The 19,970-nt window shown below is 70.0% G+C and carries 25 protein-coding genes; 15 read left to right on the forward strand and 10 right to left on the reverse strand.

All coding sequences use genetic code 11. The features are described 5' to 3' along the window. Window positions 1-80: 80 nt before the first annotated feature. From JJB11_RS18510 to atpE, 4 genes are read left to right on the forward strand one after another with little or no spacing between them, the layout of a single operon-like run. Window positions 81-758 (forward strand): HAD family hydrolase, encoded by a 678-nt coding sequence (locus JJB11_RS18510; RefSeq protein ID WP_201174814.1) that lies wholly within the window; start codon window positions 81-83, stop codon window positions 756-758. After that, the gene (pcnB, locus tag JJB11_RS18515) at window positions 755-2,350 is read left to right on the forward strand and encodes a polynucleotide adenylyltransferase PcnB (protein ID WP_201174823.1); all 1,596 of its coding nucleotides are present in this window, start codon (window positions 755-757) and stop codon (window positions 2,348-2,350) included. Before JJB11_RS18510 ends, pcnB begins: the two co-directional genes overlap by 4 nt. Before the next feature lie 5 nt (window positions 2,351-2,355). Beyond that, window positions 2,356-2,841 (forward strand): 2-amino-4-hydroxy-6-hydroxymethyldihydropteridine diphosphokinase, encoded by a 486-nt coding sequence (gene folK / locus JJB11_RS18520; protein ID WP_201174826.1) that lies wholly within the window; start codon window positions 2,356-2,358, stop codon window positions 2,839-2,841. A 45-nt stretch (window positions 2,842-2,886) separates the two neighbouring features. After that, window positions 2,887-3,132 carry a F0F1 ATP synthase subunit C gene (gene atpE / locus JJB11_RS18525; protein WP_201174828.1) on the forward strand — a complete coding sequence of 82 codons (246 nt, stop codon included), beginning with the start codon at window positions 2,887-2,889 and terminating at the stop codon, window positions 3,130-3,132. Between the two features lie 452 nt (window positions 3,133-3,584). On the opposite strand, the gene JJB11_RS18530 is transcribed toward atpE, so the two are convergent. The 3 genes from JJB11_RS18530 to JJB11_RS18540 are packed head-to-tail and all read right to left on the reverse strand — an operon-like array spanning window position 3,585 to window position 6,136. Continuing rightward, window positions 3,585-4,061: a protein-tyrosine phosphatase family protein gene (locus JJB11_RS18530; protein ID WP_201174830.1), complete on the reverse strand. Its 477-nt coding sequence runs from the start codon at window positions 4,059-4,061 to the stop codon at window positions 3,585-3,587. Between the two features lie 15 nt (window positions 4,062-4,076). Further along, window positions 4,077-5,363: a cytochrome c gene (locus JJB11_RS18535; RefSeq protein WP_201174832.1), complete on the reverse strand. Its 1,287-nt coding sequence runs from the start codon at window positions 5,361-5,363 to the stop codon at window positions 4,077-4,079. Beyond that, window positions 5,360-6,136, reverse strand: a complete 777-nt coding sequence (locus tag JJB11_RS18540) for a c-type cytochrome (protein WP_201174834.1) — start codon at window positions 6,134-6,136, stop codon at window positions 5,360-5,362. The genes JJB11_RS18535 and JJB11_RS18540 overlap by 4 nt, the downstream gene beginning before the upstream one ends. 114 nt (window positions 6,137-6,250) lie before the next feature. On the opposite strand from JJB11_RS18540, the gene JJB11_RS18545 reads away from it, so the two are divergent. Next, entirely contained in the window at window positions 6,251-6,436 is a 186-nt protein-coding gene (locus JJB11_RS18545; RefSeq protein WP_201174836.1) for a hypothetical protein, read from the forward strand. A 10-nt stretch (window positions 6,437-6,446) separates the two neighbouring features. On the opposite strand, the gene JJB11_RS18550 is transcribed toward JJB11_RS18545, so the two are convergent. Beyond that, window positions 6,447-6,743 carry a 2Fe-2S iron-sulfur cluster-binding protein gene (locus tag JJB11_RS18550; protein ID WP_201174839.1) on the reverse strand — a complete coding sequence of 99 codons (297 nt, stop codon included), beginning with the start codon at window positions 6,741-6,743 and terminating at the stop codon, window positions 6,447-6,449. A 34-nt stretch (window positions 6,744-6,777) separates the two neighbouring features. On the opposite strand from JJB11_RS18550, the gene JJB11_RS18555 reads away from it, so the two are divergent. From JJB11_RS18555 to JJB11_RS18570, 4 genes are all read left to right on the forward strand, one after another. Beyond that, window positions 6,778-7,698, forward strand: coding sequence for a DUF808 domain-containing protein (locus JJB11_RS18555; RefSeq protein WP_201174841.1), 921 nt, complete (start codon window positions 6,778-6,780; stop codon window positions 7,696-7,698). Window positions 7,699-7,815: 117 nt separating this feature from the next. Further along, window positions 7,816-7,977: a hypothetical protein gene (locus tag JJB11_RS18560; protein WP_201174843.1), complete on the forward strand. Its 162-nt coding sequence runs from the start codon at window positions 7,816-7,818 to the stop codon at window positions 7,975-7,977. Between the two features lie 280 nt (window positions 7,978-8,257). Beyond that, window positions 8,258-8,779 (forward strand): L,D-transpeptidase family protein, encoded by a 522-nt coding sequence (locus JJB11_RS18565; protein WP_201174845.1) that lies wholly within the window; start codon window positions 8,258-8,260, stop codon window positions 8,777-8,779. Window positions 8,780-8,909: 130 nt separating this feature from the next. Next, window positions 8,910-9,284, forward strand: coding sequence for a hypothetical protein (locus tag JJB11_RS18570; RefSeq protein WP_201174847.1), 375 nt, complete (start codon window positions 8,910-8,912; stop codon window positions 9,282-9,284). A gap of 82 nt (window positions 9,285-9,366) precedes the next feature. Here the strand turns inward: JJB11_RS18570 and JJB11_RS26605 are convergent, their stop codons facing one another. From JJB11_RS26605 to JJB11_RS18585, 3 genes are all read right to left on the reverse strand, one after another. Further along, window positions 9,367-9,891 (reverse strand): DUF4864 domain-containing protein, encoded by a 525-nt coding sequence (locus tag JJB11_RS26605; protein WP_201174849.1) that lies wholly within the window; start codon window positions 9,889-9,891, stop codon window positions 9,367-9,369. Window positions 9,892-9,898: 7 nt separating this feature from the next. Next, the gene (locus tag JJB11_RS18580) at window positions 9,899-10,066 is read right to left on the reverse strand and encodes a hypothetical protein (RefSeq protein WP_201174850.1); all 168 of its coding nucleotides are present in this window, start codon (window positions 10,064-10,066) and stop codon (window positions 9,899-9,901) included. Window positions 10,067-10,437: 371 nt separating this feature from the next. Further along, window positions 10,438-11,307, reverse strand: coding sequence for an NUDIX hydrolase (locus JJB11_RS18585; protein ID WP_201174852.1), 870 nt, complete (start codon window positions 11,305-11,307; stop codon window positions 10,438-10,440). A gap of 40 nt (window positions 11,308-11,347) precedes the next feature. On the opposite strand from JJB11_RS18585, the gene JJB11_RS18590 reads away from it, so the two are divergent. Next, entirely contained in the window at window positions 11,348-12,400 is a 1,053-nt protein-coding gene (locus JJB11_RS18590) for a serine hydrolase domain-containing protein (protein WP_201174854.1), read from the forward strand. Between the two features lie 10 nt (window positions 12,401-12,410). Here JJB11_RS18590 and JJB11_RS18595 read toward each other — a convergent pair whose 3' ends face one another. After that, window positions 12,411-13,391, reverse strand: coding sequence for a PA2778 family cysteine peptidase (locus JJB11_RS18595; RefSeq protein ID WP_201174855.1), 981 nt, complete (start codon window positions 13,389-13,391; stop codon window positions 12,411-12,413). A 6-nt stretch (window positions 13,392-13,397) separates the two neighbouring features. After that, a complete protein-coding gene (locus tag JJB11_RS18600) occupies window positions 13,398-13,757 on the reverse strand; it encodes a PA2779 family protein (protein ID WP_201174857.1) in 360 nt (119 codons plus the stop codon). A gap of 230 nt (window positions 13,758-13,987) precedes the next feature. On the opposite strand from JJB11_RS18600, the gene JJB11_RS18605 reads away from it, so the two are divergent. Continuing rightward, window positions 13,988-14,152, forward strand: coding sequence for a hypothetical protein (locus JJB11_RS18605; protein ID WP_201174858.1), 165 nt, complete (start codon window positions 13,988-13,990; stop codon window positions 14,150-14,152). A 599-nt stretch (window positions 14,153-14,751) separates the two neighbouring features. Here the strand turns inward: JJB11_RS18605 and JJB11_RS18610 are convergent. Then, window positions 14,752-15,138, reverse strand: coding sequence for an HPF/RaiA family ribosome-associated protein (locus JJB11_RS18610; RefSeq protein ID WP_201174860.1), 387 nt, complete (start codon window positions 15,136-15,138; stop codon window positions 14,752-14,754). Between the two features lie 124 nt (window positions 15,139-15,262). Between JJB11_RS18610 and JJB11_RS18615 the strand changes: the two genes are divergently transcribed. The 4 genes from JJB11_RS18615 (at window position 15,263) to gshA (ending at window position 19,961) form a co-directional block, all read left to right on the forward strand. Further along, entirely contained in the window at window positions 15,263-15,937 is a 675-nt protein-coding gene (locus JJB11_RS18615) for an alpha/beta hydrolase (RefSeq protein ID WP_201174861.1), read from the forward strand. A gap of 72 nt (window positions 15,938-16,009) precedes the next feature. Then, window positions 16,010-16,615 (forward strand): YidB family protein, encoded by a 606-nt coding sequence (locus tag JJB11_RS18620; RefSeq protein ID WP_201174863.1) that lies wholly within the window; start codon window positions 16,010-16,012, stop codon window positions 16,613-16,615. Between the two features lie 94 nt (window positions 16,616-16,709). After that, on the forward strand, window positions 16,710-18,290 hold the full coding sequence (locus JJB11_RS18625; RefSeq protein WP_201175025.1) for a 4-hydroxyphenylacetate 3-hydroxylase family protein: 1,581 nt from the start codon (window positions 16,710-16,712) through the stop codon (window positions 18,288-18,290). A 117-nt stretch (window positions 18,291-18,407) separates the two neighbouring features. Beyond that, window positions 18,408-19,961, forward strand: coding sequence for a glutamate--cysteine ligase (gshA, locus tag JJB11_RS18630; RefSeq protein ID WP_201174864.1), 1,554 nt, complete (start codon window positions 18,408-18,410; stop codon window positions 19,959-19,961). Window positions 19,962-19,970: the final 9 nt, after the last annotated feature.

The raw sequence follows: 19,970 nt of genomic DNA on the forward strand, positions 1-19,970 counted from the left end.
CCGCCCGAAGGCGGGGGCCCTCTCCGCTTGCGGAGGGGGGAGGAGAAGTCCGCGCAGCGGACGGAGCCTGGGGGAGGGTCATGAAAACAAAAGTCGCGCTCTTCGACCTGGACCACACGCTGCTGCCGATCGACTCGGACTATTCCTGGGGCGAGTTCACCCAGCAGATCGGCTGGACCGACCCAGTCGATTTCAAGCGCCGCAACGACGAGTTCTACGCCCACTACGTCGCCGGCACGCTCGACGTGCACGACTACGTGCGCTTCGCGGTCGAGGCGCTGCGCGTGCGCGGGCCGGCGGCCTATGAGGAAGCGCATGCGCGCTTCATGCGCGAATGGATCGCCCCTGTCATGCACCCGCAGGCGCTAGCCCTCGTGCGCTCGCACCAGCAGCAGGGCGACCTCGTGGCCATCGTCACCGCGACCAACGAGCTCGTCACCCGGCCGATCGCCAACGCCTTCGGCGTCCCCGAACTGCTGGCCGTCGAGCTGGAGCGCGACGCGTCCGGCTGGATCACCGGCGAAATCGCCGGCGTGCCTTCGATGCGCGAAGGCAAGGTGCTGCGCGTAGACCAGTGGCTTGCCAAGCGCGGCCTGGACTGGCTGGACGTGGAGACAACCTTCTACTCCGATTCGCTCAACGACCTGCCGCTGCTCGAGCGTGTGGAATACCCCGTCGCCACCAACCCGGACCCGCGGCTGCGCACCATCGCCCTGGAACGGGGCTGGCGCATACTCGACCTCTTCCCAAGACAATGATCAAGAAGTTCATCGACAAGCTCTTCGCCGGCAGCGCCGCCCGCAAGCCCAAGTTCGGCAAGCGCAAGGAAGTCGGCCCGGAGGAGCACGCCATCGACCCCACGCTGGTGGATGAGCGCGCCCTCGGCGTGGTCCGCACGCTCAAGGACGCGGGCCACGAGGCCTACATCGTGGGCGGCGCCGTGCGCGACCTGCTGCTGGGGCTGCGCCCCAAGGATTTTGACGTCGCGACCAACGCCACGCCGGAGCAGGTGAAGAGCCTGTTCCGCCGGGCGTTCATCATCGGCCGGCGCTTCCGCATCGTGCACGTGGTGTTCGGCCGCGGGCGCGAGCACGAGGTGATCGAGGTCTCCACCTTCCGCGCCTACCTCGACTCCGCCAACGCGGAGGCCGTGAGCGGCAACGAGCGCACCAGCAAGAGCGAACTCGCGGGCATGCACCACGCGGTGGACGCCTCCGGCCGCGTGCTGCGCGACAACGTCTGGGGCCCGCAGGAGGAGGACGCCGCGCGGCGCGACTTCACCATCAACGCGATGTATTACGACCCGGAGCGGCGCATCGTGGTGGACTACCACGGCGGCATCACGGACGCGAAGAAGCGGGTGCTGCGCATGATCGGCGACCCGGCCGCGCGCTACCGCGAGGACCCGGTGCGCATCATCCGCGCCGTGCGCTTCGGCGCCAAGCTGGCGGCGCTCGGCTTCAAGTTCGATCCGAAGACCAAGGCCCCGCTGCTGCCCAGCCTGCCGCTGCTGCAGGAAGTGCCGCAAAGCCGGCTGTTCGACGAGATGCTCAAGCTGCTGCAGACGGGCCACTCGCTGGCGACCATCGAGCAGCTGAAGACGATGGGCATGGCCACGGGCATCTATCCGCTGCTGGACCTGATCGTCGAGCGCGCATCGCAGCCCTTCGTGCGCGCCGCGCTGCAGGACACCGACCGCCGCGTCGCGGAAGACAAGCCCGTCGCTCCCAGCTTCCTGCTGGCCTGCGTGCTGTGGGCCGACGTGCGCGATGGCTGGTCGCGGCGCCTGGACCGGCGCATGCATCCGTTCCCCGCGTTGCAGGAGGCTATCGACGAGGTGTTCGATGCGCGCATCGGCGACATCAGCGGCCGCGGCAAGCTGGGCGCGGACATGCGCGAGATCTGGATGATGCAGCCGCGCTTCGAGAAGCGCGTGGGCCACACGCCCTTCAGCCTGGTGGAGCAGCCCCGTTTCCGCGCGGCCTTCGACTTCATGCGCCTGCGCGCCGACGTCGGCGAAGTGGACGTGATGCTCGCCGACTGGTGGCAGGAGTTCAGCCAGGCCAGCGATGCCGTGCGCGAAGACCTGGTCGCCGCCTTGCGCGACGAGCAGCAGAAGCAGCAGCGCCGCACGCGCAAGGTGAAGCCGGCCGCGTCCGCGGAAGGCGACGGACCGTCTACCAGCACCCCCGACGCGCAGGCTGCGCCCGAGCGCGACGACGAGCCGGCGACAGCGCGTGTCGACGGTGACGGCGGCGACGCCCCGCGCAAGCGCCGCCGTCGCCGCCGCAAGCCGGCGGGCGCTGGCGGCAGCGCCGGCACCTCGGCCGCCGGCGACGCCGCGGACTGAGCGCCGTGCGCGAGCCGGTGTCCGCCTTCGTCGGCATCGGTGCCAACCTGGGCGATGCGCAGCGCACGGTGCGCGAGGCGATCGCCTCGCTGGACCAGATGCCGCAAACGCGTCTTCTGCGGGCCTCGCGCCTGTACCGCAGCGCCCCGGTCGATGCGGGCGGCCCCGACTTCATCAACGCGGTGGCGCAAGTGGACACGCGCCTGAGCGCGCCGGAGCTGCTCGCGCAATTGCAGGCGCTGGAGACTGCGGCCGGACGCGAACGCCCCTATCGGAATGCGCCGCGCACGCTCGACCTGGACCTGCTGCTGTTCGGCGATGCGCGCATCGCGAGCGCGGCGCTCACCATTCCCCATCCGCGCCTGCGCGAGCGCGCGTTCGTGCTCCTGCCCTTGCAGGAGCTCGCGCCGGAGCGCGTGCAGGCGGCCGAACTCGCCGCCGTCGCGCAGCAGCGCATCGCGCCATTACCTCCTGCGTCATCGCCAGCATGACCGTGGGCCGGCACCATGGGTGCAGGTTCAACGAAGGAGTGCAAGATGACTGACACCGGACTCATCGCCGTCGCGTGCGGCCTCATCATCGGCCTGGGCGCCATCGGCGCCTGCCTCGGCATCGGCGCCATGGGCGGCCGCTTCATCGACGGCGCCGTGCGGCAGCCCGAGCTGATGAACGAGCTGCAGACCAAGATGTTCCTGCTGGCCGGCCTGATCGACGCGAACTTCCTGATCGGGGTGGGCGTGGCGATGATGTTCGTGTTCGCGAATCCGTTTGCGAAGGGGTGAGTCGCGTCGAATTCGACAGGAGAACGCAGAGCACGCAGAGGACAGCCATCCCTCTTCGGAGAGCGGTGGCCGCCGCCTGCCGCGACGATGAACAGTCGGGCCCCTGCGGGGAAGAAGACGGGCCGCCGCGACGGGCGCTCGTAGGCTGGCGGTGAGCACCGCGAACCCCAGCGATCCAGCGTAGCGCAGCGAGCTGGGGTTCGCCTGCGGCTCACCACCAGCCTACGGTCTTCGCTTCAACCGCCGCAACACTGTGCCTGGTCCCCGCCAGGGGGCGGGACCGACAGTGCTACCCGCTGGGCAAACCCGGACAGCCGGACGCAGAGGTCGCAAAAGATCGAAAGGACGCAGAAGGACTTCCAACTTCTTATGGAAATCCTTTTGCGTCCTCTGCGAAACCTTTGCGTCCTCTGCGTCCGGTTGTTGGGTTTTTCGACTGTTCTCCCGGCCCCCTAGAACCAGTGCACCAGTCCCGACTGCTGCGCGTTCTGCGGGTTGGAGCCGGCGGCGCGCACGCGCTGTAGCGCCTCCTGCTCGTCGACGCCCAGCGCCTTCAGCAGGCACGCTGCCGCACTGCCAGTGCGGCCCAGGCCGGCGGCGCAGTGCAGCAGCACGCGCTCGCCGCCGCGCACCGACTGCGCGATGCCGGCGATGTCGCGGCGGAAGGCCGCCGGGTCGTCCGGCAGGCCGAAGTTGCGCATCGGCACCAGCATCCAGCGAAACGGCAGCCGTTCGCGCGCCAGCGCCGCGTGGTACTCCGGCGAGAGTTCCGCGAGCTCTTCCCGCGGCGCGAGGCAGACCACGATGGCGATGCCCGCGGCGCGCGCTTCGCTCTCGAACGCGCTCCAGGATTCGAAGCGGCCCGGCATGGACCCGAGCCACACCTGGCCCGCGAGTCCGGGCGGCAAGGGCAGGTTGCGCAACGACATGCCTAAATTGTGGCGCTACTCGCGCGTGGTCGTGCGCTGCTGGGTCACGTCCAGTTCCGTCACCGGGGGCGCCTTGTTGCCCCACGAGGAGCGCAGGTAGGTGAGGACCGCGGCGACGTCGGCGTCGGAGAACTGCAGCGCGAAGGGCGGCATGCCGAAGGGGCGCGGCTGTCCGGCCGTCGCGGGCGGGAACCCGCCGCGCAGCACGACCTGCACGAGGTTCGCGGTCACGGGAAGCGTGATCACGCGATTGCCCGCCAGTGTCGGGTACGCGCCGGGCACGCCCTGGCCATTGTCGCCATGGCAACTGGCGCAATGGTCCGCATAGAGCTTGCCACCGCGTTCCAGCACGCTGGCCCCGGGGCGCGGCACCTCGCGCGGATCGGTATCGGTGGGGACCTGCGGCAGGCTCTTGAGGTAGGTCGCCATCGCGCGGACGTCTGCCGGCTCGAGGTACTGCGTGCTGTGCAGCACCACTTCGGCCATCGGTCCCAGCACGGCGCCTCGCGGGGCCGCACCGGCCGACAGCAGGCGCGCGATGTCCTCGATCTTCCAGTCCGCCACGCCCGCCTCGGTGGGCGAGGCGAGCGAAGGCGCGTACCAGTTCTGCATGGGGATCAGGCCGCCGGACAGGTCCATGCTGCTGCGCTGCCCGCCCAGGACATCGCGCGCGGTGTGGCAGGCGCCGCAATGGCCCAGCCCCTGCACGAGATAGGCGCCGCGGTTCCACTCCGCCGTCTGCGAAGGGTCGTCCTGCTGCTGTTCGGGGCGGAAGTAGAGCGAGCGCCAGATCGCCAACGACCCCTGCAGGTTGTAGGGCCAGCGTAGCCGGTTCTCGCGGTTCGGCTTGTGCACCGGCGGCAGGCTGCGCAGGTAGGCGAACAAGGCGTCGGCGTCGGCGTCCGTCACGCGCGTGAAGTGGGTGTAGGGAAACACGGGGTAGAGCAGGCGCCCGTCGCGCGAGCGTCCCTCGTGCAAGGCACGGCGGAAGTGCGCAGCCGACCACTTGCCCAGGCCCGTGTCCGCGTCGGGCGTGAGGTTGCTCCCGTACACGGTGCCGAAAGGCGTTTCCACCGGCCGGCCGCCCGCATACGGCGTGCCGCCCCGCTCGGTGTGGCACAGCATGCAGTTGCCGGCGCGCGCGAGATAGGCGCCGCGCGCAGCCTCGTCCTGCGAAGGCGGGGTGGTCGGCGCCGCATCGCGGATGCGCGGGCCGCCGAAATTCATCGACCACACGATGGCGCCGAGCGCCAGGGCCACCAGCGCGAGCAACACGCCGATCACGAGCAGCGCACGCTTCATCGCGCGCTCCCTGCCCCGGGCGGCAGCAGCACGCCGCAGCGCAGCGGCGGGGCTGCGGGAGCGGGTGTCGGTGCAGGCGCGGCCTTGCGGCCCTTGCGCCGGTTCGGCGCAGGCGCCACCGGCTCGGCACTCACGGGATGCGTATTCGCCGGCAGCGCTTCCGAGGACAGGAAGGCGGTAACCGCGGAGAGGTCGTCGGGCGAGAGCCGGCGCACGACTTCCGCCATGCAGTCCGGGGCCACCGAGCGGCGCTGCCCGGTGCGCCAGGCCCCAAGCTGCGCATTCAGGTAGTCGCGCGGCAGTCCGAGCAGGCCGGGGATGTTGGGCGCGACGCCGGTGAGCGCCGTGCCGTGGCAGGCTGCGCACGCGGGCAGGCGGCGGTCGGCGTCTCCCTGGTGCGTCAGCGTCCTTCCGCGCTCCAGCACGGCCGCCGGCACGTTCGCGGGCTGCGGGGGCGGGTAGGGCACGTCGATTGCGGAGAAGTAGTGCGCGATCTCGTCCAGGTACGAGTCGGAGAGCGTCTCGAGCAACCCCGCCATCAGACCGTAGTGGCGGCGGCCTTCGCGGAAATTAAGCAGCTGGTTGTACAGGTAACCCGCGGGCTTGCCCGCGATGCGCGGATAGTAGCCGTCGGGACCGGCGCGCCCTTCGTGCCCGTGGCACGCGGTGCAGGCGATGGTCCGCTGCGCCAGCGTGTCCTGGAACACGATGGGTGCCGCACGCGCGGCGGCGGTGCCGCACAGCAGGAGGAAGGAGAAAAGCAGGCCGCGCATGCCGGCGACTATGCCACCTCGCGTGGGTCGCTTTGGCCGGCGTCGTCCCGCGACGGACACGGCGATGGTTCGCGTCCTACAACCTCCGCGGGGCGTGACTCCTAATGTGCGGTCATGAATCTCTACCGACGCTCGAGCCGGCCCAAGCCGCAAGCGGAGACGCCGCGCAACCGCCGCCGCCCTCCCGAGGGCGAAGGCAGCAACGCGGTCCAGCACCGCCCGGATCCGAAGGCGGAACCCATTCCCGACGGCGAACACAAATACGTGCCTCGCAGCCCGTACCGCACGGGCAATTACTGAGCCGCAGGCTCTAGTCCCCCAGCACCACATCCGAATCCGGGTACGCGACGCAGGGCAGCACCCAGCCGCCGGTGGCGCGCTCTTCGGGCAGCAGGCCCGGCCAGGCGATGCGGTAGTGCACGCGCCCGGCCTGCAGCGGCCGCAGGCAGGCGCGGCAAGTGCCGTTGCGGCAGGAGCTCGCCAGTGGAATGCCGGCTTCCTGCGCCGCCAGCAGCAGCGGCCGGTCGGCAGGCGCGGTGAAGGCGCGACCCGAGGGCTGCAGCACCGCGTGATACGAAGCGACGGCGGCCGCGTCCTTTGCGCTCATCGCCTGATCATAATGAGGCGCAACGAACTGCCGCATGTCTTCCAGCCTCCTCGCCCTTCTCGACGACATCGCCAACATCCTCGACGACGTGTCGACCCTGACGCAGGTGGCCGCGCGCAAGACCGCCGGCGTGCTGGGGGATGACCTCGCGCTCAATGCCCAGCAGGTGAGCGGCGTGCGCGCCGAGCGCGAACTGCCCGTCGTATGGGCGGTGGCCAAGGGGTCGCTGCGCAACAAGGCGATCCTGGTGCCCGCTGCGCTGGTGATCAGCGCCTTCGCGCCCTGGGGCGTCATGCCGCTGCTGATGGTGGGTGGCGCCTATCTCTGTTTCGAAGCGGCGGAAAAGCTCGCGCATCGCTTCCTGCACACGCCGCAGGAGGACGAGGCGCACCAGCGCGAACTCCAGCAGGCGCTGGTCGACGAAGCGATCGACCTGCGCGCGCTGGAGAAGGACAAGATCCGCGGCGCCATTCGTACCGACTTCATCCTGTCCGCGGAAATCATCGTCATCGCGCTGGGGACCGTCGCGGGCCAGGACTTCGTCACGCGCCTGACCGTGCTGGTGGCGGTCGCGCTTGCGATGACGGTCGGCGTGTACGGCCTGGTCGCGGCCATCGTGAAGCTGGACGACCTGGGACTGCTGCTCTCGCGCCGCAAGGCGGCCTTCGCGCGTGCCATCGGCGCGGGGCTGCTGCGGGCCGCGCCGGCGCTCATGAAGTTCCTCTCCGTCGCCGGTACGGCCGCCATGTTCCTCGTGGGCGGCGGCATCCTGGAGCACGGCTGGCCGGCATTGCGCGACGCCTTGGCCGGCCTCACGGGCGAGCTCGGTGCGTGGCGCGTGCCGGCGACGATGGCGCTGAACGCGGCGATCGGCGTGGTCGCCGGAACGATCCTCGTCGGCGGGTATGTCGGGGCGCGGCGGCTTCGGGGAAAACCCGCGCTGCCCGCGGCCTAGAGCAGGGTCCTACCCAAGCTCAGGCGTAGGCGCGCTCCTACCTTGCATTGCGTGCACGGCGGACTACGCCGTTGTGCTGCCGGGTTGAACAATGGCTGGCAACGAGAGGGAGTCGCCATGCCAGACCTGCAGCCGTCCACGCCGCCCGATGCGCCGATGCCCGCCGGGATCGATCCGGCCATGCTCGAAGAAGATTTCGGATTCGCACTCGGGTGCGAATGCGCCGATCCTGCCTTGCAGATCGAGCGCTGGATGCTCGAGGCGCGCGAAGCGGGCTGAGACCGCGCGCGCTTGCACGTCGTGCAGCGCGGCATCAGGTCTCGCGCTGACGCGCGCATTTACAAACTCGGCCTTGCGCGCCTGCGGCCGAGCTTGCTAGCATCCGCCCCGGCTGAGCCATCGTGGCTCGGCAAGAGGGGTTTGGATGTCAGCGTCGGGCCGATGGCTGCGCAATGCAGCTGGTTGTACGGCATGGGCGGTGGCAGTGGCGTGTGCGCAGCCTGCGGCTGCGGCCGGTGTACCGCCGGATTTCCTTTCAACGCGACCCAGTGCCGACGCCATGCGCCTGGTGGACTGGGTGTTCCGCAGCGGCGATGCCCACGGCAAGCCGTTCGCCGTGGTGGACAAGCGCGCCGCGCGCCTGTATGTCTTCCGCGCCGATGGCCACCTGGCCGGTGACACTCCCGCGATCCTGGGCAGCACGGTCGGCGATCGCACCGTGCCCGGCGTGGGCGAGCGCGCGCAGACCGGTGCCGTACGGCCGGGCGAGCGCACCACGCCCGCGGGCCGCTTCGAGGCCGAGCCGGGGCGCAACAACAAGGGCGAGCACGTGGTCTGGGTGGACTACGACAGCGCCTTCGCCATCCACAGGGTGCGTCCGGGCTTCGCCTACCGCGCGCGCGCGGCGCAGCTCGCGAGCTGGGCGCCGCAAGGCAAGCGCATGTCGTGGGGCTGCGTGGTGGTGCCGGTCGCGTTCTATCTGCACGTGGTGGAGCCCGTGCTCGGCGCCGGTCGCAGCGTCGTCTACGTGATGCCGGAGCGCACGCCGCTGCCGGCGGTGTTCGGCGCGCCGCAGCTCTGATAAGGATCAGTCGCGTCCGACAGGGCAGCGCGCGCCTTCCTGACGCTGGTGCGCAGGGGTGGGCTTATCGTGGTCTGACTGGCATACGCCGGTCCATTCGACACGAAAGCAATCCACAAAGGAGCCCTGAATGTATTCACTCAAGATTCTCGCCGCCGCGGCCGCCGCGGCCACCGTCAGCCTGGCCATGGCGCAAGGCGTTCCCCCGAAACCCGCCACGAACCCGGCGGTCGGCGAAGGCCAACGCAGCTCGCAGAACACCCCGATGGGTTCGACCGGCACGCCGGCCGGCAACGGTGGCGCAATGGCGCAGGGCTCTTCCTCCGGCAGTTCCGCCGCGACCACGGCCGGCAACACGGGCGCGTCGGGTTCGATGAACTCCGGCTCGTCGATGAACTCCACCAGCAACGACAGCAGCACGATGGCCTCGTCCTCGGGCAGCAGCACCCACAAGACGACCCATCACAAGAAGTCCAAGAAGATGGCCAAGGCCGACCGCAACTAAGGCGGCGCCTCGCGCATGACAAAGGCCGCTGCAAGCGGCCTTTGTTTTTGGGGCGCCCACGAAACGCGCGGTGCCTGGCCTCTCAGGTGAGCACCTGCCGGCCGTGCGATGAAATGACGCAACCGCTGATACGCCACTGGTTGTCCTGCTGGCGATTGAGCAGGTAGGTCAGCGTCCACGCCGTTCCGTCCTGGTCGCTCAGGCGCACCTTCTGCAGCGCGATGCTGCCCTCGGTCTCGGGCTTGAGCAACAGCACGCTCGCCGGATGCAGCAGCATCGGGTACTGCTCGCGCACCGTCGCGAGGAAGGCGTCGGCGGTTCCGAACTGGGTGCGCAGGTCCTGGTCTGCCAGCGCAAAGGCCTTCGTCGCATCCTGTGCGGCGAGCGCCTGCAACTGCGCCTGTACCACCTGGCTGACCATCTGCGTGGACGGCGTGCCGGCGGATGGCGGCAGGCCGCCGCTCAACTGCGGTGGCGCCGACGCGAACACGGCGCCACCGAGCACCGCGGAAAACACGAGCGACCAGGCGACAGCGGGGTTGCGCCAGCTGCTGCGCGGGCGAGGCGGCTTCAGCGCGAAATCGGACGGAATGGGTTGGTAAGGCACGGAAGGCTCACTGGAGGCCCGCCCCGGGCAGGACGAAGCCGGACTGCGGCGAGGCGGCATGCACGCACGCGCACGGCGCGCCGGGCACCGTCTCGCCCCGTGCCTTGAGCTGGAGGCTCGCGGCGGCCAGCGCCATGCCGACCAGGGTGAAGATGCGCATCATCAGCGGGCTCATCGCGTGCTCCGGGGGGAAAGGTTCTCGTTGCCATCGAGAGTAGGGCCCGCAACCGCTGTCCCGCTGTAGGTGGACGACGCGGCGCCGCGTGGGAACGTCCATTGCGCGAAGGCCGGTGGCTGGAATGGATGAGGACGCATGGAAACGGCGCCCGAAGGCGCCGTTCCGTTCCGCACTGGAAGCCGCCGGTCCACTGGACAATGGTCTCGCTGATCGCCTGCGGAGGCGGAGAGTCCGATCCCTGTCTTTATCGCGCGGAGCCGGCGGGCTTTGAGAATTGGAGTGCCGGGCCCGCGCGGCGATCGAAGGCCGTGCACGCGAGCGCTTGTAGGCGCGCCGCGAGCCGGGCTGTGGGACCCTCGGGGCGACGCTCAGTCGCCGAGCAGGGCGGCCAGGCCCGCATCGGGCTCGAAGCGCCGGTTGCGCCAGGTGAGCCGGGTCGGCCCCGGCAGGGCCCGCCTCGGCTCCGAGTGCCACGGGTCGCCCGGATAGCACAGCACGCGCACCCCGTCTGCATCGCGCGGCTCGGGGCGGATGCAGGGCGGCGCGCTGCCCGCGGCGGCGGCCAGCACGCTGGCGACGCTGCGGTGCCGCGCAAGGTGCGACAGGCCCAGGATCTGCGGCGGTGCGAGGTCGATGGCGCCGTCCCAGTACTGGCGCAGCGCGGCACGCGGTGCGAGCCACAGGCTTTCGGTGGCCTCGTGGTCGTCGTGCCGCGCATCCTGTCCCGGCGGCACGGTGGCGACGAAGAAGCGCGTGTCGAAGCGCTTGCGTGTGACGCTGCTGAGGGCCGGTGTGATCCAGCGGGACCACGGCTGCAGCGCGCTCGCCGCGAGCCGCACCCCGCTGGGCGCGAGCAGCTCGTCGAAGCGCGGCCCCTGGCGCAAGGCCTGCCATACGGCCCGCGCCTGCTCCGGCGTCACGTCGGCGAGCAGCACGCCTGCCTCCTCGAACAGCTCGCGGATCGCCGTCACGAACAGGCCTGCGGCGTCGTCCGGCGCGAGCTCGGGTTCGCCCAGCAGCGCATGCAGCTGCTCGGGCGGGCGGTCGAGGCGGTCGGCCCACTCGCGGTCCTCCGGGTCCACCTTCCCGCCCGGAAACACGTAAGCGCCGCCGAGCACGTCGGACTGCGCGTGCCGCCGCAGCAGGAACACCTCCAGGTCATCGCCCGCGTCGCGCAGCAGGACGACGGAAGCGGAGGGGGCGGCCGGGCCTTCGATGCGGGTGGTGTTCAACTCCATGCGGCAAGGCTAGCAGAGCGCGCTCCCTTATGCTCCGGGCATGACCGACTTCAACGCAGCGATCGCCCATGCCCAGGCCCATGAAGTGCCCTGGCCCCGTGACCCGGCCGCCGACCCCGCGCATTGGGGCGTGCACCAGGCGGACCCGCCGCCGTTCAACCGGCTGCGCGGCCCGGTGCATCCGCGTGGCGGCGTCTCCGGCGTGATCCGCATCAACGGGCGCGAGGTGGCGGCGTGGGGCGAGCCGGACCGCGCCGACCTCACGTACAGCGTCGCCAAGACCTATCTCGCGTTGCTCGCCGGCGTCGCGAACGCACGCGGATTGCTGCCCGATCCGCAGGAGCGCATCGCCGCGCGCCTGCCCGGCATCGGTTTCGACGACGCGCACAACCGCGCTATCACCTGGGCGCACATGCTGGAACAAACCAGCGAGTGGCAGGGCAGCAGCTTCGGCATCCCGGACACGGTGGACCACAATCGCCGCGTCTCGCACGATCCGAAGCCGCCCGCCGGCGCGAAGGGCGAGCCGCGCGCGCTGCACGCCCCCGGCAGCTATTGGGAATACAACGACGTGCGCATCAACCAGCTTTCGCTGGCGCTGCTGCACCTGTTCGGCCGGCCGCTGCCCGAGGTGTTCGAGGAAGCGGTGCTGCGTCCGATCGGGGCGGGGCAGGGCTTCCGCTGGGAAGGCTACGACGACGCGTGGGTGGAGATCGCGGGCCGCCCTGTGCAGTCGGTGCCGGGCGGATCGCACTGGGGTGGCGGCGTGTCGATCAGCGCGCGGGACCAGGCGCGCATCGGCCAGCTCCTGCTGGACGGCGGACTGCACGCGGGACAGCCGCTCGTGCCGGCCGCATGGATCGGCCGCATGCAGCAGCCCTGCGCCATTGCGCCCTTCTACGGCTGGCTCACCTGGCTCAACCGGGATGGGGCGATGTTCCCCGAGGCCTCGCGCTCCAGCTGGTTCATGGTGGGCGCCGGCGGCAACTACACGTGGATCGACCCGGCGCATCGGGCCGTGGTCGTCGTGCGCTGGCTCGATCCCGCCCACAGCGCGGGCTTCGTGGCCCACGTCGCGAAGGCGTTCGGCTAGGGGCTCGCTGCTAGGAGCCCGTGCGCTCCTTCATCCGCTCCTCGATCAGCGCGCGCGTCGCGCGCACCTCGCTCGCGAAGGGGCTGCGCGTTTCATCGGCGCGCCGGATCAGCGCCAGCGCCTCGCCGTTGCGACCCTGGTCGGACAAGGTCTGGGCGAGGTTGTTCAACACGATGGTGGAATCGGGGAAGCGCTGCAGCGCGGTCCGCAGCACCTTGGCCGCTTCGTCCAGGTGGCCGTTGTCGTGCAGGGTGTTCGCGAGGCCGACCGACGCGGGCAGGCTGTCGGGCCAGCGCGCGACCGCCGCACGGTAGCCGCGGATGGTGGCCTCGGGCTTGCCCGCGCGTGCGAGTCCCAGCAAGGCCTTGAGCCAGCGGTCCTCCGTCGCGGTGGCGGGCACCTGGTCCGGCGGAGTGACCACCATCGCCCAGTAGTGTCCGGCGCGCCAGGTCCGTTCGAAATACGAGAACGGCATCGCCTCGCGCGGCTCCAGGCCCGAGCGCAGGTAGATGGTGCCGGTCGCGTAGTCGAAGCCGTTCACCACGGCGTAGTGCCATTCCGGGAACAGCAGGCCGGCGTCCTGCAGGATCAGCACCGGGTGGCCCGCAGCCACTTCACGCAGCAGGTCCGTGTATTGCGGCGCGAGGTGATAGCTCACGAGTCCGTGCCGCCGCGGCGCGGCCAGCATCTCGACCTGCAGGCTGCCTTGGCGCGAAGGCAGCCACACCTCGTCCACGAGGTCCTCGGGGCGCAGCTTCGCGCCGCTGTAATCCATCGCCATCGCCAGCGCGGCCGGGCCGCACTGGTAGTCTTTCTGCGGGAAGAAGGGAACCTGCGTCAGCTCCACCTGCTGCGGCACGCCTGCCGGCCAGGCGGTGCGCAAGGCGACCGTCTGCGGGATCAGGGTGCTGCAGCCGCACAGCAGGAGGACGGCGGCGCACAGCGCCAGCCGCCACCCCTGCCGCAGCCCGTTCGCGATCGTCGCGGGCATGCGTCCTTACTTGCGCACTGCGTAATACCAGATCAGCGCGGCGATCAGCACCACCGCCACCCAGCCCCAGGTGGTCATCCCGCCCGCGGGTGCGCTCTGGATGTCCTGCGCCAGTGCCTGCACTTCCTGGTCGCTCATGTTCTGCACGCGCTCGCGCGCGGCGCTGGGATCGATGCCGGCGGCCTGCAATTGCGCCGCGACGTCCGCACGGTCGAGCGTGCTCAGGACCATGGTGCGTTCCTGCGACGGAACGGGGCCCTGCGCCTGCTCGGCGCTGATCAGTCCCGCCCGCGCCGTCTGGAAGGACAGTGCGAGCAAGGAAACCACCAACACACGGCAAGTGGTTTTCTTCATGGCGAGGTTCATGGATGCGCTCCTGTGTTCTGGGGGAACCCGGGGCCGGCGCCCGCCGGCACGGGAAAACGATTTACGCACTTGCGCGCCACGGCAGGGGCGCACGGGCCCATCCGGAAACAGCTTGGTACCAATGTTGCCCACGTCGTTTGCAACTCGGTACGACAGCGCGTTCGGCAGCCGGACTACACCGGCCGCTGCTGCGCACGATTGCAATGGTGCGTCCACAAGAGGAGTCGCCCATGGCCGGAAGATGGATCGTCCTGCTCGCCACGGCTGCATTGCTGTCGGCCTGCGCAAGCGCACCGGACCAGCCTGCCCAACGGCAGGCCTGGAACGGAGGCATCTGGAACAGCGTGCTGGGCTATGTCGGCCCGGCGAATAGCGTCATCGTCGGCGGGCCCTGAGGCAGGTCGTCCGTAGGCTGGCGGGCGCGCAGCGCCCGGGCGGTGAGCGCGAGCGAACCCCAGCGATCCGTGCTCGTGCTCGCTGACGGTTGTCGCGGTGCGCCATGTGATGTGCGCTCTGCGAAGGCCGGCGGCCGTCGCGGCAGGCGGCGTGCGGTGCAGGCCCGCTAGGCATCGGTCGGCGACTGCGCGCGCCGACTTCCCTGGAAGCCGGACCGGGCGGCGTCGCGCGGCACAACTCGCAGAGAGTTTGCCCGCTGGTCGCGGACAAACTCTCTGCTCGGACAAGTGCCGCGGTAGCATGAAACGTACGCGCGGCTCGACGCTGACGCTCTCGAGCCCCGCTCCGACGCCCGGACCGGCTTCCAGGCGATGCCCTTCATGCGGGCCTGCACCGCACGCCGCCTGCCGCGACGATGGGCAGTCGGGCCCCTGCGCCGAAGACTCGACGGCGCGCGTACTCGTAGGCTGGCGGTGAGCACCGCGAACCCCAGCGATCCAGCGTAGCGCAGCGAGCTGGGGTTCGCCTGCGGCTCACCACCAGCCTACGGTTTCTGCATCAATTGCCCCGATGGGCGCTGGAAGTGCTGCTCGCAGCCTCACGCCTGCGGCGGTACAACCTGGTCGATCACCTCCGTGTCGCGGCGAATGGTCTCGCGCTCGCGGTGTTCACGCCGGTCGAGCTTGCCGAATGCGTGATCCAGCGCGTGCGCCAGTTTCTCGGCGGCACCGCGGAACGCGAGGTCCTGGTTGGCCGCGTAGTTGGTGACGGCGACGGGCGCGCGTCCGTTGACGCGGGCCTCCATCATGCAGCGCTTGTCGACACCCCCTCCCTTGGCCGCGTGGTTCTCGTCGGTCATCTGCACCTCGATGCTGGTCAGGTCCTGGTCAAAGCGGGCAAGGTGGTCGTTGAGGTAGTCCTCGGCCCAGCGCTCCAGGGCTTCCTTGTTGTCGATGTCGTTGGAGGTGTTGACTTGCACTTTCATGCGGTTTCCTTTCGCGTGTGGAAGCATGGTGAGGACGGCCGGGCTGGCGGGCAAGTGGGACGGAGTGCTTCCCGTTGTCGGACACGGCTTGCCAGCCGGTATGCTTGCGGGCCAAGGAGAACACATGCTGGAAGTCATCGAGGCCGTCACGGGCGACAACCCCACCGCAACCATCTTCATCCTCCACGGATTGGGAGCCGATGGCAATGACTTCGTCCCGGTCGCGGAAGAACTGCAGCTGCGCGGCGTGGGACCGGTGCGCTACGTGTTCCCGCATGCGCCCGTGATGCCGGTGACCATCAACAACGGCTACCGCATGCGTGCCTGGTACGACATCTTCGGCTTCGAGGACGACGCGGCGCAGGACGAAGCCGGGCTGCGCAAATCGCAAGCCATGGTCGAGGAGCTCATCGCACGCGAGCGGGATCGCGGCATCGCGGCGGACCGCATCGTGCTGGCGGGCTTCTCGCAAGGCTGCGCCATGGCCCTGCTCACCGGCTTGCGCCATCGCGAGAAGCTGGCCGGCATCGTGGGCCTGTCCGGCTACCTGCCGATCGCCAGCACGACCGCGAAGGAACGCGCGCCCGCGAACCAGCACACGCCGATCTTCCTTGCGCACGGCACGCAGGACGAAGTGGTGCATCTCGAGCGCGCGGAGGCTTCGCGCGATGCGCTGCAGGCGCTGGGCTATCCCGTCGAATGGCACACCTACCCGATGGGCCACTCGGTCAGCCCGCTGGAAATCCAGCACCTCGATGCCTTCCTCACGCGCGTGTTGTCGCCCGCTGGCCCCCGGTAGGCGCTCCGTCGGCCTACAGCGCCGACGGCCTGCTCCGCTAGTCTCGAAAGCATCCACACAAGGAGCTTTCGAATGAACAACAACCCCTTGCTGGGCCAGGTGCTCGGCGGACTGTTCGGCAACGCAATGGCCAACCGCGCAGGAAACGGCGGTGGCGGCGGTCTTGCCGGCGGCGGCATGGGCCGGGCCTTGGGCGGCATGGCCCTGGGCAGCGTGCTGGCCGGCGTGCTGCGCGGCGGCGGTCGGCAAGCCGCGCCGGTGCCGGGCGGCACGCGTCCTTACGCGAACCACACGGCCTTGCTGGTGATGCTGCTGCCGCTCGCGATGCGCTGGGTCCAGCGCAATGGCGGCATCAACGCGGTGCTGGACCGCTTCCGCCAGAAGGGCATGGGCGCGCAGGCGCAGTCCTGGGTCTCCACGGGCAACAACCAGCCGGTGGACGACGGCAAGGTGCAGCAGGTGATCGGCCAGGACGACCTGCGCGAGATGGCGCAGCGCCTGGGCGTGCCCGAAGAGCAGGTCGCACAGGCGTTTGCCGAGATCATGCCGGAGATGGTGGACAAGCTGTCGCCCCAGGGGCAGGTGCACCCGCAGGCCGACCAGGTGCTCGATGCCGGCCAGCGGCAGCTGGAACAGGAGATCCAGGACGTGCAGCACCGCGACGTCCATCCCTCCTGAACATCCCCTATGGCGGCGCGGCGCCGGGCCGCGAGAATGGCCGCTCCACCTCCAGGAGACGGCCTTGAACGCACCGGCTGCCAGCGCGACCCTGATGACGGGCTCCGATTACCGCGAGTCGCTGCGGCGCTATCGCCCGCGCGTGTTCGTCGACGGCCAGGCGATCGAGAGCGTGGCCGACGCGCGCTCGCTCCAGCCCGGCATCAACGCGATCGCGCTCACCTACGACGTCGCGCACCGCAGTGAACTGGCCCCGCTCATGACGGCGGTGCAGCACACGAGCGGGCGCCGCGTGAACCGCTTCACCCACATCGACACCAGCGCCGGCGACCTGCTGAACAAGCTCGAGGCCGTGCGGATCGTGTGCCAGGAAACCGGTTGCGCCCAGCGTTACCTCACCCACGACGCGCTCAATGCGATCGGGCAGGTCGCTGCGCGCATCGACGACGCCCGCGGCTCGCGCGAACACACGGCCCGCTTCCTGGAGTACCTGCACCGCGTGCAGGACCAGGACCTGACGCTCGGCGTCGCCATGACGGACGCCAAGGGCGACCGCAGCCGCCGCCCGCACGAGCAGGCGAACGTGGACAGCTACGTGCACGTCGTGGAGCGCAACGCCAATGGCATCGTCATCTCGGGGACCAAGGCGATCGTCACCGGCGCGCCCTACGTGCACGAACTGCTGGTCATGCCCTGCCGCAACATGGGCGAGGCGGACGCCGCGTTCGCCGTGTGCTGCGCCGTGCCCGTGGATGCGCCGGGCCTGACCATCGTCGCGCGCCCGGCGGGCCGCCCCGGCGAGAAGCTGGAGCACGGCGACGCGCTGTTCTCGCGCAAGTACGGGCAGAGCACGGCCGTGTGCCTGTTCGAGCGCGTGTTCGTGCCTTGGGAGCAGGTGTTCTACGCCGGGGAGTGGGAGCACAGCGGCCACCTTACTTATAGCTATGCGACGCACCACCGGCAGACCTGCATCGCCGCGCGCGCCGGCTTCGGCGACCTGCTGATCGGAGCGGGTGCGCTCATGTGCGAGGCCAACGGCTTCGACCCCGGCCAGGAGTCGCACCTGCGCGAGCAGATGGTCGAGCTGATCAAGATCGTCGAAGGCTTCTACGCCTGCGGCGTCGCCGCCAGCGTGTACGGGCGGGCGGACGAACACAGCGCGAGCTTCATGCCCGACCCGCTGTTCTCCAACGTGGGCAAGCTGCTGCTGGCCACGCAGATCTACGACATGCACCGCATCGCGCACTACGTGAGCGGTGGGCTGGTGGTGGCCTTGCCCGGGCCGGACGAGGACCACAACCCGGAGACGGCGGCGAAGCTGTCCGAGGTGTTGGGCGCGAATCCGGACGTGCCCTACGACAAGCGCATCGAGGTCGCGCGCTTCCTCGAGGACCTCACGGCGGGCTACCAGGGCGGCTGGTACAGCCTCATCAGCCTGCACGGCGGCGGCTCGCCCGCCGCGATGAAGCAGGAGATCTGGCGCCACTACCCGGTGGGCTCGAAGGTGGAGCTGGTGGAGCGGCTGCTCGATCGCGACGTGCTGCACGACCCGGCGCGCGCCATCACGCGCAACCGGCAGCCGGGCAAGTGCTGCGACATGGGCTGCACCGCGCCGGGCCAGCCGGTGATGGTGGACTTGCCCGCGCGCAAGGGCGAACCAGGCGAGTCGCGGTGAGGCCGCCGGTGCCTAGCACAGGTGCCGCCGCACCGCCTTGGCCGGGACAAGCAGGGATGCCGCAAAGGTGTTAACTTCGCACGCGACGAACCCGGGCGCATCCCAGAGACCAGACCCATGAGCAACCTGCAACAAGCCTTGAGCACGCTCGCGCCCGCGCGGCTGCAAGGCATCCGCCGCGGTATCGAGAAGGAAAGCCTGCGCACCACCGCGACCGGCGCGCTCGCGCTGACCCCGCATCCGGCGGCGCTCGGTTCGGCGCTGATGCATCCGAACATCACCACCGACTACAGCGAGTCGCAGCTGGAGCTGATCACGGGCGTGCACGCCAGCGTCGAGCAGTGCCTCGAGGAGCTCACGCAGGTCCACCAGTTCACCTACCGCGCGCTGGGGGAGGAGATGATGTGGGTGAGCAGCATGCCGTGCACGCTGCCCGCCGACGAGAACATTCCCATCGGCCGCTACGGCTCGTCCAATGTCGGCCGCGCCAAGAGCGTCTACCGCATGGGACTCGCGCACCGCTACGGCCGGCGCATGCAGACCATCTCGGGCATCCACTACAACTGGTCGCTGCCGGGGGTGAGCGACGCCGAGTACTTCGGGCTGATCCGCAACTTCCGCCGCCACGCCTTCCTGCTGCTGTATCTCTTCGGCGCTTCGCCGGCGGCCTGTTCGACCTTCGTGGCCGGGCGCCGGCACGAGCTGCAGACGCTCTCGCCCGGCACGGTGTACATGCCCTATGGCACGTCGCTGCGCATGGGGCGCCTCGGCTACCAGAGCGAAGCGCAGGCCAGCCTCTCGGTGAGCTACAACAGCCTGGATGGCTATGCCGATTCGCTGCACGAGGCGCTGACCCAGCCGTACCCGGCGTACGAGAAGGTCGGCATCATGAATCCCGGCGGCGAGTACAACCAGCTCTCCACCACGCTGCTGCAGATCGAGAACGAGTTCTACGGCACCATCCGTCCCAAGCGCGTCATCCGCCCCGGCGAGCGTCCGCTGCACGCGCTGCGCGAGCGCGGCGTCGAGTACGTGGAAGTGCGGCTGATGGACCTCGACCCGTTCGTGCCCATCGGCATCAAGGCGCAGACGATGCGCTTCCTCGACGTGTTCCTGCTGCACTGCCTGTATGCGGGCAGTCCGAACGACACGCCGCAAGAGATCGCCGAGCTCGGGCGCAACCAGCACCGCACGGCCGCCTACGGGCGTGACCCGGCCCTGATGCTGGAGCGCGACGGGCGCCAGGTCCGGTTGGTCGACTGGGGAGCGGAGATCGTGCGCGAGTGCGCTCCCATCGCGGCGCTACTCGACGCCGTGCACGACACGACGGACTACGGCGACGCCTTGCGCGCCGCCGAGGCCTTGCTGCAGAACCCCGACATGCTGCCGTCCGCGCGCGTGCTGGCCGCGATGGCGCGCGAGCACGACAACAGCTTCGGCCGCTTCACTCTCGCGCAGTCCGTGCTGGCGAAGACGAAGCTGCTGAAGCTGCCGTTCACCGGCGGCCTCGAAGCGCGCATGGAAGCGCTGGTCCGGCAGTCGTTGCAGGACCAGGCCGCGGTCGAGGCCGGGGACACCATGCCCTTCGAGCAGTACCGGCAGCAATACATCTCGCCGGAGCGGCTGGGACTGACGCAGGCGGCCGTGGCGCCGCAGCTCGCCGCAGTCTGAGGGTGGGGC

Source organism: Ramlibacter ginsenosidimutans (genome assembly GCF_016654015.1).
GTDB lineage: Bacteria > Pseudomonadota > Gammaproteobacteria > Burkholderiales > Burkholderiaceae_C > Ramlibacter > Ramlibacter ginsenosidimutans.